At 67.7% G+C, this 12,935-nt stretch carries 16 protein-coding genes; 14 read left to right on the top strand and 2 right to left on the bottom strand.

The features are described 5' to 3' along the window. Positions 1-2 precede the first annotated feature (2 nt). The 7 genes from BACI71_RS00200 (at position 3) to BACI71_RS00170 (ending at position 6,622) form a co-directional block, all read left to right on the top strand. On the top strand, positions 3-728 hold the full coding sequence (locus BACI71_RS00200; protein WP_443018490.1) for a flagellar basal body L-ring protein FlgH: 726 nt from the start codon (positions 3-5) through the stop codon (positions 726-728). After that, positions 728-1,822: a flagellar basal body P-ring protein FlgI gene (locus BACI71_RS00195; RefSeq protein ID WP_159753449.1), complete on the top strand. Its 1,095-nt coding sequence runs from the start codon at positions 728-730 to the stop codon at positions 1,820-1,822. The genes BACI71_RS00200 and BACI71_RS00195 overlap by 1 nt, the downstream gene beginning before the upstream one ends. Further along, a complete protein-coding gene (locus BACI71_RS00190) occupies positions 1,822-2,175 on the top strand; it encodes a rod-binding protein (RefSeq protein WP_159753446.1) in 354 nt (117 codons plus the stop codon). Before BACI71_RS00195 ends, BACI71_RS00190 begins: the two co-directional genes overlap by 1 nt. A gap of 193 nt (positions 2,176-2,368) precedes the next feature. Beyond that, the gene (flgK, locus tag BACI71_RS00185) at positions 2,369-3,712 is read left to right on the top strand and encodes a flagellar hook-associated protein FlgK (protein ID WP_159753443.1); all 1,344 of its coding nucleotides are present in this window, start codon (positions 2,369-2,371) and stop codon (positions 3,710-3,712) included. Between the two features lie 62 nt (positions 3,713-3,774). Next, complete coding sequence (locus tag BACI71_RS00180; protein WP_159753440.1) at positions 3,775-4,614, top strand: flagellin N-terminal helical domain-containing protein; 840 nt, start codon at positions 3,775-3,777, stop codon at positions 4,612-4,614. 236 nt (positions 4,615-4,850) lie between these two features. Beyond that, a complete protein-coding gene (motA, locus tag BACI71_RS00175; RefSeq protein WP_159753436.1) occupies positions 4,851-5,714 on the top strand; it encodes a flagellar motor stator protein MotA in 864 nt (287 codons plus the stop codon). Between the two features lie 5 nt (positions 5,715-5,719). Next, positions 5,720-6,622, top strand: coding sequence for a flagellar motor protein MotB (locus tag BACI71_RS00170; RefSeq protein WP_159753433.1), 903 nt, complete (start codon positions 5,720-5,722; stop codon positions 6,620-6,622). A gap of 156 nt (positions 6,623-6,778) precedes the next feature. Here BACI71_RS00170 and BACI71_RS00165 read toward each other — a convergent pair whose 3' ends face one another. Further along, positions 6,779-7,945, bottom strand: coding sequence for an acyltransferase family protein (locus tag BACI71_RS00165; RefSeq protein WP_159753430.1), 1,167 nt, complete (start codon positions 7,943-7,945; stop codon positions 6,779-6,781). A gap of 72 nt (positions 7,946-8,017) precedes the next feature. Between BACI71_RS00165 and ispG the strand changes: the two genes are divergently transcribed. From ispG to BACI71_RS00130, 7 genes are all read left to right on the top strand, one after another. Then, the gene (gene ispG / locus BACI71_RS00160; RefSeq protein ID WP_159753427.1) at positions 8,018-9,142 is read left to right on the top strand and encodes a flavodoxin-dependent (E)-4-hydroxy-3-methylbut-2-enyl-diphosphate synthase; all 1,125 of its coding nucleotides are present in this window, start codon (positions 8,018-8,020) and stop codon (positions 9,140-9,142) included. A gap of 5 nt (positions 9,143-9,147) precedes the next feature. Further along, positions 9,148-9,684 carry a hypothetical protein gene (locus BACI71_RS00155; protein ID WP_159753424.1) on the top strand — a complete coding sequence of 179 codons (537 nt, stop codon included), beginning with the start codon at positions 9,148-9,150 and terminating at the stop codon, positions 9,682-9,684. Then, positions 9,669-9,836, top strand: coding sequence for an AbrB/MazE/SpoVT family DNA-binding domain-containing protein (locus BACI71_RS00150; RefSeq protein ID WP_159753421.1), 168 nt, complete (start codon positions 9,669-9,671; stop codon positions 9,834-9,836). Before BACI71_RS00155 ends, BACI71_RS00150 begins: the two co-directional genes overlap by 16 nt. Next, positions 9,829-10,743: a DMT family transporter gene (locus BACI71_RS00145; protein WP_236552745.1), complete on the top strand. Its 915-nt coding sequence runs from the start codon at positions 9,829-9,831 to the stop codon at positions 10,741-10,743. Before BACI71_RS00150 ends, BACI71_RS00145 begins: the two co-directional genes overlap by 8 nt. Positions 10,744-10,892: 149 nt before the next feature. Continuing rightward, positions 10,893-11,375: a GNAT family N-acetyltransferase gene (locus BACI71_RS00140; protein WP_159753418.1), complete on the top strand. Its 483-nt coding sequence runs from the start codon at positions 10,893-10,895 to the stop codon at positions 11,373-11,375. After that, positions 11,375-11,695: a DMT family transporter gene (locus BACI71_RS00135; protein ID WP_159753415.1), complete on the top strand. Its 321-nt coding sequence runs from the start codon at positions 11,375-11,377 to the stop codon at positions 11,693-11,695. The genes BACI71_RS00140 and BACI71_RS00135 overlap by 1 nt, the downstream gene beginning before the upstream one ends. A gap of 4 nt (positions 11,696-11,699) precedes the next feature. Further along, the gene (locus BACI71_RS00130) at positions 11,700-12,071 is read left to right on the top strand and encodes a TfoX/Sxy family protein (protein WP_159753412.1); all 372 of its coding nucleotides are present in this window, start codon (positions 11,700-11,702) and stop codon (positions 12,069-12,071) included. A gap of 258 nt (positions 12,072-12,329) precedes the next feature. Here the strand turns inward: BACI71_RS00130 and ppa are convergent, their stop codons facing one another. Further along, positions 12,330-12,908: an inorganic diphosphatase gene (gene ppa, locus BACI71_RS00125; RefSeq protein WP_159753409.1), complete on the bottom strand. Its 579-nt coding sequence runs from the start codon at positions 12,906-12,908 to the stop codon at positions 12,330-12,332. Positions 12,909-12,935: the final 27 nt, after the last annotated feature.

Here is a 12,935-nt window from a genome sequence, read left to right as displayed (position 1 = left end):
TGATGTCGCTCTCTTTTCGTCGGCTCCGCGTGATCGTGGGCGGCGTGCTCGGCGCCGCCGCCGCGGTCGCTTTGGTGCCCGCCCCGGCGCACGCCAGCGTGTTCGGCAAGCTGCTCAAGAAGAAGCCGGGCGAGGACTTCAGCGCCGCGCGCGTCGAGCCGGTTGCCCCGGTGCCGACCGCGCCAGTCGCCGATGGTGCGATCTTCCAGGCGTCGACCGGCTATGCAGCGCTCTATGAAGGCTGGCGGGCGCGCCGCGTCGGCGATCCGCTGACGATCGTGCTGGTCGAGCGTACCGCCGCCTCGAAGTCGTCGGCGTCGAAGATCGATTCCAAGGGTTCGTTCGGGCTGACACCGCCGAGCACCGGGCCGCTCGGCGGCCTGCTCAGCTCCAGCGACGTCGGTGCCAGCGGCAACCGCGGCTTCAACGGCACCGGCGCGGCCGACCAGTCGAACTCGCTGTCCGGCGAAGTGTCGGTGACCGTTGCCGAAGTCTATCCCAACGGCACGATGCTGGTGCGCGGGCAGAAGCGCGTGACGCTCAACCGCGGCGACGAGTTCGTGCAGATCAAGGGGATCGTCCGCTTCGCCGATGTCGACCGCGACAATCGCGTGCCCTCGACCCGCGTCGCCGATGCGCAGATCGCCTATACCGGCAAGGGCGACGTCGCCCGCGCCAGCCGTCAGGGCTGGCTGTCCCGCTTCTTCCAGGTGGTGAGCCCGTTCTGATGCTGCGCACGCTGTTCATCGCGCTGGTCGCGCTGCTGGTTTCATTTCCGGCGCACGCCGACCGGATCAAGGATCTCGGCGGGTTCCAGGGCATCCGCTCGAACCAGCTGACCGGTTACGGCGTGGTGGTCGGGCTGCCCGGCACCGGCGACGACAATCTCGAATATACCGTGCAGTCGGTGAAGGCGGTCGCCTCGCGCTTCGGGCTGCAACTGCCCGCCAGTGCCAATCCGGGGCTGAAGAACGCCGCGGTGGTGCTGATCACCGCCGAGCTGCCGCCCTTCGCCAAGCCCGGGCAGCGGATCGACATTACCGTCGCCTCGATGGGTAAGGCCAAGTCGTTGCGCGGCGGCGCATTGGTGCTCACCCCGCTGCTGGGCGCCGACGGGCAGGTCTATGCGATGGCGCAGGGCAATCTCGCGGTCGGCGGCCTTGGCGCGGAGGGTGCGGACGGATCGAAGATCGTCGTCAACGTCCCCTCGACCGGCCGCATCCCGGAGGGGGCCACGGTCGAGCGCGCGGTCGCGACCGGCTTCGCCGACACGCCGTTCCTCACCTACAATCTCGCGCGCGCCGATTTCACCACCGCGCAGAACGTCGCCGCGGCGATCAACCGCAAGCTCGGCTTTGGCTCGGCGCAGGCGACCGATGCGGTGTCGGTGGCGGTGCGCGCGCCGGTCGGCGCCGACGTCCGTGCGACGCTGATGAGCGAGATCGAGAACCTCAACGTCGACAGTGCCGAGCCGCCCGCCAAGGTGATCGTCAACGCGCGCACCGGCACCGTCGTCATCAACTCCGCGGTGCGGCTCGCCCCTGCGGCGGTGACGCACGGCAAGCTGACCGTCCGCGTCGACGAGAGCCAGCGCGTCAGCCAGCCCGCGCCGCTCAGCAACGGCCAGACCGCGCTGGAGAACCGCTCGAACGTGCAGGTCACCGAGGAGAAGAAGCCGATGTTCCTGCTGTCGCCCGGCCCGAAGCTGGCCGATGTCGTGAAGGCGGTGAACGCGATCGGCGCGTCACCCGCCGATCTGGTCGCAATCCTCGAGGCGCTCAAGGAAGCCGGCGCGCTCAAGGCCGAACTGGTGGTGCTGTGATGGGCGACGCGCCCTCCGCGATCGGCGGCAGCATCTCCGGCCAGACCGGGCTCGATACGGGGCTCGCCCGCGCGGCGACGAAGCAGAACCTCGACAAGGCCGCGCAGCAATTTGAGTCGGTGTTCACCGGCATGATGCTGAAATCGATGCGACAGGCGAAGCTCGCCGACCCGCTGATCGACAGCAAGGCGATGGATACGTTCCGCGACATGAGCGACCAGAAGGTCGTCCAGAACATGGCCGAGCACCACCCGCTCGGCATCGGGCAGGCGATGAGCAAGTTTCTGGCGCAGTCGCAGCCGGAGATGGGTACGGCTGCGGACGGGGCGGCGGCGGCCACGCCGAAGCCCTGACCCTTGTTCGTCATTGCGAGCGGAGCGAAGCAATCCGGAGCCGGACCCGGACGCCCTGGATTGCTTCGCTCCGCTCGCAATGACGACGACCTTGAGGCGAGCCTTGCCTCCCCCAAAGACCGGGCAATGAGCCAAACGCCTGTCAATCACCGTATAAACCCGATCTTAACCCGAATCGTGCGACTCTCACCGCATGAGTGATCTGCTCTCCCTTGGCGCTTCGGGCGTGCGCACGTATCAGACGGCGCTGGCGACGACGTCGGAGAACATCGCCAATGCCGGCAATGCGTCCTATGTGCGGCGCACCCCCAGCATCCGCGAGATCACCGGCGGCACCGGCTTCAATACCTCGTCGCCGAACGGGATGGGGTCGTCGGCCTTCAACATCCTGCGCGCCGGCAACGCCTATGCCGACCAGACGCTGCGCACCGCCGCGTCGGACCTGTCACGGACCGAGGCCGGCTCGGTCTGGCTGGAGCGGATCGAGACCGCGCTGGGCAGCGGCGGACTGTCGTCGCGGATGACCGCCTTCTTCGCCGCCGGCACTGCGCTGCAGGCCGATCCGTCCTCCACCGCGCTGCGCGCCGGGATGCTGAGCGCCGGCTCGTCGGTCGCCGATGCGTTCGGCGTCACCGCGCGCGCGCTCGACGATTCGGCCGCCGAGCTGGACGGGCAGGCCGGACAGGCCGCCGCCGAGCTCACCCGGCTCAATCAGGCGGTGCTCAAGGTCAATCAGGGGCTGGTGAAGACCGCGCCCGGCACCTCGGCGATGGCCGGGTTGATGGACCAGCGCGACGACCTGCTCCAGCAGATGAGCGCGCTGACCGACATCGACGTCAAGATCGACGATTACGGCCGTGCTACCGTCCGCGCCGCCGGCCCGAACGGCCCGGTGCTGGTCGATCCGCGCGACGCCAGCGAGGTGGCTTATGGTCGCACCGGCAGCAATGTCGCGCTGGCGGTCCGTCCGCCGAGCGGCTCGCCGACCGTGTTCGATCCCGAAGGCGGGTCGCTCGCGGGGATGGTCGAGGGCGCGCAACGGATCGCCACCACCCGTGATGCGCTGGGCCGCATCGCCAAGGATCTGACCGAGACCGTCAATACGCTGCAAGCCGCGGGCGACGACCTGAAGGGCAATGCCGGCACCGATTTTTTCGAGGCGAGCACCACCGACCCGACGCAATTCAAGGTGATCCTGACCGGCGGCGACCAGATCGCCGCCGCGGGGCGCGCCGGCGGATCCCGCGACGCGTCGAATCTCGTGTCACTCGCCGGCAAGCGCAGCACCATGGGGTTCGAGGGCAGCGTGCAGGGGCTCGTCACCGACAATGCCGCCACGCTCAAGCAGCGGCGGCTGGTCGCGGAGGCGCAGACCACGATCCGCGACGGCGCGATCACCACACGCTCCGAACTGACCGGGGTCAATCTGGATAACGAAGCGGTCGACCTGCTGAAATATCAGCAGGCGTATCAGGCCTCGAGTCGCGTCATCCAGGTCGCCAAGGAAACCTTCCAGTCGATCCTCGAGATCAGGTAACCGTCATGCAGATCTCTAGCAGCCTCATGTTCGATCGGTCCGCGGCCCGGATGGGGTCGTTGATGTCGAACGCGGTCAAGCTCCAGACCCAGCTGGCGACCGGCAAGAAATTCACCTCACCGTCCGAGAATGTCGCGGTCGGGCAGCAGCTCGCCGAATTCGATCGCAAGAATATCGACGCCGCCGCCTACACGTCGAACATGAACATGTCGTCGTCGTTGCTGTCGCAGGCCGACACGACGCTCGATTCGATCTACACGCAGATGCAGCGCGCGACCGAACTGACGGTGCGCGCCAGCAACGGCTCGCTCAGCGTGCAGGACCGTAAGGTCATCGGCGACGAGATGAAGGCGGTCGTCGACACGCTGATCGGGCTGGGCAACGTCACCGATTCGAACGGCCGTTCGCTGTTCGGCAGCGCCAGCGGCGACGCGGCGATCACGAAGAAGGACGACGGCACCTTCACCTACAATACCGCGCCGGCCCTGTCGGAGGTGCCGATCGCCGACAACATGTCGATCCAGCCGACCGAGACCGCCGCGCGCATCTTCCAGAGCCCGGGCGGCGACACGCTCGCGATCCTGTCGCAGCTCGCCGCGGCGTTGCAGGGTGGCGACCCGACCGGCGAGGCGGCGCGCGGCGCGCTCGACAAGGTCAACAGCGCCACCGACCAGGTGTCGATCGTCCAGTCGTCAGTCGGCGCGCGCGCAGCGCGGGTCGAGCTTCAGCAGACGCTGCAGGAGAATGTCTCGGCCGACCGCGAGGAGCTGCGCTCGTCGCTCGAGGATACCGACATGACCGCGACCGCGGCGGAATTCGCCAAGACGATGACGATCCTCAACGCGACGCAGTCGAGCTTCTCGAAATTGTCGCAGCTGTCGCTGTTCAGCTACCTGCGCTGATCCCCGTCGCGACCTCATCCGTCATTGCGAGCGTAGCGAAGCAATCCAGGGGGCCGTGATGCGGCCCTGGATTGCTTCGCTACGCTCGCAATGACGTTGGCGGGACGAGCAAAGGGTCAGTCAGCCCCCGAATGGCAAACGCCGCATAAACACCCCTGCGGTAACCACTTCTCCACCGCTGGCGGGTTAACCACTCCCCTCGAGAATCATCCCGCAAGCTTATTGGGGAAAAACGTATGTTCCCGGCCATTGGCCTCGTCATCCTCCTCGGCATGGTGTTCGGCGGCTTCGCTATCACCGGCGGCAATCTCGGCCCGGTGTTCGAGGCGATCCCGCACGAGATGCTCATCATCGGCGGTGCGGCGGCAGGCGCGTTGGTTATCGGCAATTCCGGCAAGGAACTGAAGGCGGTCGGCGGCGGGCTCGGCAAGGTCTTCAAGGGCCCGAAGTACAAGAAGCAGGATTATCTCGACGTCATCTTCCTCGTCAGCAAGCTGATGAAGATGCTGCGGATGGAAGGGCCGATCGCGCTGGAGCCGCATGTCGAGGACCCGAAGTCCTCGGCGGTGTTCGCCGAATATCCCAAGCTCCTGAAGGACCACACGCTGGTCAACCTGATAGCCGACACGCTGCGGCTGGTCGTGGTGTCCTCGGGCACGCTCGACGTCCATGCGGTCGAGGAGGTCATGGACAACGCCATCAAGACCCACCACCACGAGGTCGAGGGGCCTGAGCACACGCTGCAGAGCCTCGCCGACGCGCTGCCCGCGCTCGGTATCGTCGCGGCGGTGCTCGGGATCGTGAAGACGATGGGCTCGATCGACAAGCCGCCGTCGGTGCTCGGCGGTATGATCGGCTCGGCGCTGGTCGGTACCTTCATGGGCGTGTTGCTGGCGTACGGGATCGTCAATCCGTTCGCCGGGCGGCTCAAACAGGTGATTTCGGCGGATGCGGCGATCTATCACGTCGTCAAGCAGATCATCATCGCCTCGCTCCACGGCCATCCGCAGCCGCTGGTGATCGAGGCGGCGCGCTCGGGCATCGACCACAAGAACCAGCCCGGCTTCGCCGAGGTCTTCGACGGCCTGCGCGGTAAGTAAGCGCGATGGCCAAGGCACCGCATGGCAAGAACGAGCCGCCCAAGATCGTCATCGTCAAGAAGATCACCGTTGTCGCCGGGGGACACCATGGCGGCGCGTGGAAGGTCGCCTATGCCGATTTCGTGACCGCGATGATGGCGTTCTTCCTGCTGTTGTGGCTGCTCGGCGCGACGACCGAGAAGCAGCGCAAGGGCATCGCCGACTATTTCGCGCCGACGCTGATCGACAAGAAGCGCGTCGGGATCGGCGGCAACGGCATGTTCGGCGGCGAATCGCTGACCTCGAAGGAGAAGATCGGGCCGAAGGCGGGCACGTCGGACCTTCACGCGCTGGCACTGGTCACCACCGATCCGGTCGGCGAGGCCAAGGGCTTCGGCAAGAAGGGCTCGCTGCGCAGCAGCAGCGCGGTCGCCAAGGAAGACGCCAAGAACTTCGCCAAGCTGCGCCAGCAGGTCATGCAGAAGATCATGGCGCAGCGCGAGCTGGCGAAGCTCGCGAAGCATATCCGCTTCACGATGACGCCGGACGGGATGCGCATCGATCTGGTCGACGACGCCGATTATTCGATGTTCGCGGTCGGCACGACCGCGCTCGCGACCGATGCCTCGGCGCTGATCGGGCTGGTCGCGCAAGGGATCAAGGAGACGCAGAACCCGATCATGATCCGCGGCTATACCGACAGCCTGCCGTATGGCGATCCGCGCGCGATGAACAACTGGATGCTGTCATCGGGCCGCGCCGAGGCGACGCGCCGCCGGCTGGCGCTGGGCGGCCTTCCCGAGACGCGCTTCAACCGGATTGAGGGCGTGGCGGATCGCGAACCGATGATCGCCGACAACCCGCAGGACCCGCGCAACCGCCGCGTCGCGATCACGCTGCTCTACCGCGCGGGCACGTTCGGGCAGTAGGCGCGACGGCGTCGGCCAGCCCCTTTCCGTCATTGCGAGCGTAGCGAAGCAATCCAGAGCCGGACCGAGACGCCCTGGATTGCTTCGCTACGCTCGCAATGACGGTTGAGGTTGATACACTCGCCCTACGCCACGACGGCGGCGATCGCCGGGGCTTCACACGATCGCCGGCCGCGGATCGACATGCGTCCGCCGTGACGCATGTCGCCGCAGCCCGATCAGCGGACGGAGCGGCCCGATCGCACGTCCGCCCATATAAAACGCCCAGCACCCCGCGAGCGTCGCCACCACCAGCACCGCGAACGCCACCGCGCCCGGCAGCCCGAGCGGCGCGAGCCAGAAGGCGACCAGCACGATGATCGACTGGTGGACGATGTAGAAGGGGAACACCGCCTCGGTCAGCATCCGCCGCCACGACCGGTCGCGGTTCCAGTGGCCGTCGGCATAGCCGATCAGCGCCGCGACCGCCGCCCAGCCCTCGACCGACCGCGCCACCGAGAAGACGATCCCCCACGGATACGGCATGCTGCTCCCGGGCCAGCGGATTTCGATCCCGGCGACCACCGCATAGGCGACCAGCGCGATCGCCGCCGACGGTTTCCACCGCGCGACCAGCGCCGCCAGCGTTTCCGGCGCACACGCCAGTGCGTAGCCGAACAGGAAGAACGGAAAGTAGCTGAAGTGCGCGACCCAGTCGTCGACCAGCGCATGCGTCTCGCGCCCGCCGGGGAACAGCCAGAAGCTGACCAGCACCATCCACGCGATCGGCACGATCAGCAACGCCGGGCCGCGCATCGTCCATGTGAAGCCGCGCTGGATCGTGCGCCGCACGACCTGCGGCAGCAGCAGCGCCCCGCCTGCGAGCACCAGCGTATACACCCACAGATAGGCGACGAACCACAGGTGGTTCCACGCCGGCAGGAACAGCGGCCCGAGCGCGCCGAAGCGAAAATAATCGTGCAGCCAGAAGTGCACGAAGCCCCCGGCATAACCGTGCTTCTCGACCAGCTCGACCCACGGCTGCACCGGGACGATCACCGCCATCCCGAAGACCAGCGGCACCAGCAGCCGCAGCGAGCGCTGCCGCGCGAACCGCCACGGCGCCTTGTTGCGCAGCATCAGCGCGCGGCTCGCATAGCCCGAGACGAGGAACAGCAACGCCAGCCGCCACGGGTTCGACGCCATCATCGGCACCGCCACCCACCACGCGCCGGGCAGCTTCGCATGGAAGTCCCACGGCACGAACACCATCCCGACGTGATACAGGATCAGGATCGCGAACGCCCCGATGCGGAGCCAGTCAAGTCCATAGTGACGCTGCATTTCCCGGCGCGTAGCACCGCTTGCCGCGTGCCGCGACTTTGAACTGCCACGCCACGCGCGTATAGGGCGGGCATGTCGATCCGTCCGTGGCGCGATATCGCGCGTCGTCCCAGCCGCCAGATCATGGTCGGCAATGTCCCCGTCGGCGGGGATGCCCCGGTCACCGTGCAGACGATGACCAACACCCCGACCGAGGATGCCGCCGCGACGATCGACCAGATCCGCCGCTGCGAGGAGGCCGGGGCGGACATCGTCCGCGTCAGCTGCCCCGACGTTGCCTCCACCGCCGCGCTCGGCCAGATCGTCCGCGCCGCGAAGGTGCCGATCGTCGCCGACATCCACTTCCACTACAAGCGCGCGCTCGAAGCCGCCGATGCCGGCGCGGCGTGCCTGCGCATCAACCCCGGCAACATCGGCTCGTCGGATCGTGTCGCGGAGGTGGTGCGCGCCGCCAAGGCCAATGGCTGCGCGATCCGCATCGGCGTCAATGCGGGGTCGCTCGAGAAGGACCTGCTCGAGAAATATGGCGAGCCGTGCCCGGAGGCGCTGGTCGAATCGGCACTCGACCATATCAAGCTGCTGCAGGACCACGATTTTCACGAATATAAGGTCGCGGTGAAGGCGTCGGACGTTTTCCTGGCGGTCGCCGCCTATCAGCAACTCGCCGATGCGGTCGATTGCCCGCTCCACCTCGGCATCACCGAGGCGGGCGGGTTGATCGGCGGGACGGTGAAGTCGTCGATCGGCATGGGCTCGCTCTTGTGGTTCGGGATCGGCGACACGATCCGCGTGTCCTTGTCGGCCGAGCCGGAGGAAGAAGTCCGCGTCGGGTTCGAGATCCTCAAGGCGCTCGGCATCCGCAACCGCGGCGTGCGCGTGGTGAGTTGCCCGAGTTGCGCGCGACAGGGCTTCGACGTGATCCGCACCGTGCAGGCGCTGGAGGAACGGCTCCAGCATATCCGCACCCCGATGAGCCTGTCGGTGCTCGGCTGCGTCGTCAACGGCCCCGGCGAGGCGCGCGAGACCGACATCGGCATCACCGGCGGCGGCAATGGCAAGCACATGGTCTATCTCTCGGGCGTGACCGACCACCATGTGCAGGACACCGACATGATCGAGCATATCGTCAGGCTGGTCGAGGCGAAGGCCGCCGAGATCGAGGCGATCGACGCGGCGGCGAAACTGGCGGCGGCGTAACGGCGATGGGCTATCGCATCAGCCAGCTGGCGGCGAAGGCCGACAAGGCGGCGGTGCTGTCGCATCTGGGGCTGACCGACACCGGGGAAATCGACGAGGCGAACGAGGCGCCGCTGTCGGCGGCCGAATTGCCGGGCGGCTGGACGATCGTCTGGGCCAATGACTGCGACTGGGCAGATGCCTCGCGCCTGACCGGCATGACGCCGCGCCCGGCGGTCGCGACGCTGATGGTGCACGAAGGCGTCATGGCCGCCGACCTGCACGTCGACGATGGCGCGGCACGCTGGTCGCTCAGCTATCGCGGCGACGAAGAAGGGGAACTCGCCGGCGACTGGCCCGCCTCCTTCGCGCCGATCGTCGCGGAGGCGCAGGCGCGCGAACGGGATGACGAGGGCGGCGAGGTCGATCACCTCTTCGACATCCCCGTCGCGATCATGGAAGCGATCACTGGCCACCGCTACGATGCGGTCAGCGGCGCGACCTTCACGATCGTCGAAAACGCCACGCCGGTCACCAAGAGGCCATGGTGGAACATCTTCTGACGACGGTCGACCCCGACGGCGCCATCACGATCCCGCCCGATCTGCTCCGCGATTGCGGCTTGGCAGAGGGCGACGAGGTGACGCTCGAATTGATCGACGGCGGCATCCGCATTGATCGCCGCGATCCGCGCGACGACGGGCCGCATGACTGATCCGATGACCATCCCGCGCCACCTCTCCCCCGCGCTGGCGCTCGGCGTCGCGGCGGGCGGGATCGGGCTGTTCTCGATCATGGACGCGTTCATGAAGTCGCTGGTGCTGGCGATCGGCGTCTACAATGCCTTGCTGTGGCGGACGGCGCTCCAGACCCTGATCGGCGGCGCGGCGTGGCGCGTCGGCGGCGGGCGGCGGATCGCGGCGCGGGCGTTGCGGCTGCATCTCGCCCGTGGCACGTTGACCACCGCGATGGCGCTCCTGTTCTTCTGGGGGCTGGCGCGCGTCCCGATGGCGCAGGCGATCGCGCTGACCTACATCGCGCCGCTGCTCGCGTTGCTGCTCGGCGCATGGTTGCTGGGTGAGCGCGTCGGCGCGCGGGTGGTGGGCGCGTCGCTCGCGGCGCTGGCGGGTGTGGCGGTGATCCTCGCCGGGCAGACGCGGATGACGCTCGGGCCCGACGCGCTGGTTGGGGCGGGCGCGATCCTCGCCTCGGCGATCCTTTACGCGGTTAACCTGATCGTCGCGCGGCTCCAGAGCCAGGCCGCGACGCCCGGCGAGATCGCCTTCGTGCAGTCCGCGATCATCGCACTCCTGCTGCTGTGCGCCGCGCCGTGGCTGGCGTCGCCGCCCGCCATCGCGTTGTGGTGGAAGATCGCGGTCGCCGGGCTGCTCGCGTCTGCGTCGCTGTTCCTGCTCGGCTGGGCCTATGCGCATGCCGAGGCCGGGTTTCTGGCGACGACCGAATATACCTCGTTCGTCTATGCCGCGGTGCTGGGCTGGCTGTGCTTCGGCGAGCGGGTTGCGCCGACGACGCTGGTGGGCGCGGGCGTGATCGTCGCGGCGTGCCTCTATGCCGCGGGCCGGCGGACGGTGCCGCAGGGCGCGCTTGAGGGTGCGGCTTAACCACGCATACGTCATTCCCGCGAAAGCGGGAATCCAGACGCGCGGGTCTGTCGATCGAAGCGGAAGGTCGGAAGCTCTGGATTCCCGCCTGGGCGGGAATAACGTGAGAGGCTTGGGCAGACGCGCCAAGACACGCTAGACCCACGCGCATGACGCTCACGATCCGTCCCGCCACGCCCGCCGACGTGCCCAAAATGCTTGGCTTCGTCCGCGATCTCGCCGCGTTCGAAAAGGCGCCGGACGCGGTCGAGGCGACCGAACCGATGCTCCACGACGCATTGTTCGGCGCGCAACCGGCCGTAGAGGCGCTGATCGCCGATCTCGACGGCCGCGCGGTCGGTTTCGCGATCTTCTATCTCACCTTCTCGACCTGGACCGGCAAACGCGGCATTTGGCTCGACGACCTCTACATCGCCCCCGAGGCGCGCGGGCAGGGCGCGGGCGCGGCATTGCTCAAGGCGCTGGCCGGGATCGCGGTCGATCGTGGCTATGCGCGCTTCGAATGGTGGGTGCTCGACTGGAACACCCCCGCGATCGACTTCTATCGCGCCAAGGGGGCGGTCGCGCAGGACGAATGGACCGTGCAGCGCGTCGACGGCGCGGCATTGCTGGCGCTGGCAGGGCGGGGCTGATGGCGTGGGTCTGGCTGATCGTCGGCGGGCTGTTCGAGGTCGGCTTCACCACGTGCCTGCGCAACGCCGACGGCTTTCGCCACATCGGCTGGACGTTCGCCTTTCTTGCTTCGGTGTCGATGTCGATGCTGCTGCTGGAAATCGCCGCGCGCAGCATCCCGATGGGCACCGCCTATGCGGTATGGACCGGGATCGGCGCGCTCGGCACCGTCCTGACCGGCATTTTCTTCTACGGCGAGGCGGCGACGCCGGTGCGGCTGTTGCTGATCCTCGGCGCGGTCGGGTGTATCGCCGGGCTCAAGCTGACCGCAGGGCATTGAGACGATGGCGCTGGACCACGGGCTGATCGACTGGGTCGCGGAGGCGCTGGCGGCGGACGGCAGCGTCACCCACCGCCGGATGATGGGCGGGGCGACGCTCTACCTCGATGGCGCGGTCTTCGCGATCGTCGATGGCGACGGCAGCCTGTGGTTCAAGAGCGATGCCGAGAGTGATGCGGCCTGGGACGCCGCGGAGTGCGCGCGCTTCACCTATGCGCGCAGCGACGGGACGGTGGCGTCGATGAACTATCGGCGTGCGCCCGCGGATTGCTACGACGACGGCGAGGCGCTGCGCCAATGGGCGCTGCTTGGCGTGGCGGCGGGGCGGCGCGCACCGGCGAAGAAAAAGCCCGCCTCCCGGAAGCAGCGGGCTTGATCACGCTTCATCGCCGGGGTGCCGGCTGATGGTTGGAACGTCGCCTCCTGGGGCCAGCCTCAAGGGAAACGGTCAGCTGCAAGGGCCGATCGACATTTAGGGTTTCAAGGCGGACCGCCCGACTTCAGTCGGGATACCTCCTGCCTCGTCGCCCCGGACCTGATCCGGGGCCCCGCTTCTTCGTGGCGGGCGAGGCCGAAGCGGAATCCCGGATCAGGTCCGGAATGACGGGCGTGAGCCGGAAATGTCGATCAGGTCTCAGTCGCGACCCGGCACGTCGTGATCGTGCGGTTCTTCACCCTGCGACTTGGCGGCGTTGTAGCGCTCGATCGCTTCCAGCGTGATGCGACGCGCCTCGTCGCGGTCGCCCCAGACGCCGACGCGGACCCACTTCTTCTTCTCGAGGTCCTTGTAGTGCGTGAAGAAGTGCTCGATCTGCTCGAACACGATCTCCGGCACGTCGGCGCGGCCATCGACGTTCGAGTAATAAGGGAACACCTCGTCGACGGGGACGCACACCAGCTTCTCGTCGCCGCCGGCCTCGTCCTCGAGGTTCAGCACCGCGATCGGGCGCGCGCGGACGACGCAGCCCGGGATGAACGGCGAGCGCGCGATCACCAGCGCGTCGAGCGGATCGCCGTCCGGCGACAGCGTGTGCGGCACGAAGCCGTAGTTCGCGGGATAGCGCATCGGCGTGTGCAGGATGCGGTCGACGAACAGCGCCCCCGATGCCTTGTCGAACTCATACTTCACCGGCTCGCCGCCGGTCGGCACCTCGATCACCACGTTCAGGTCGTCGGGCGGGTTCTTCCCCACCGGGATCAGGTCGATACGCATTCTCTTCCCCTCTTGAGGTGCAAACGC

The sequence above is a fragment of the Sphingomonas sp. 8AM genome (genome assembly GCF_902506455.1).
GTDB lineage: Bacteria > Pseudomonadota > Alphaproteobacteria > Sphingomonadales > Sphingomonadaceae > Sphingomonas.
The sequence above is the reverse complement of the archived record's forward strand: the minus strand, read 5'-3'. Positions and strand labels throughout refer to the sequence as shown.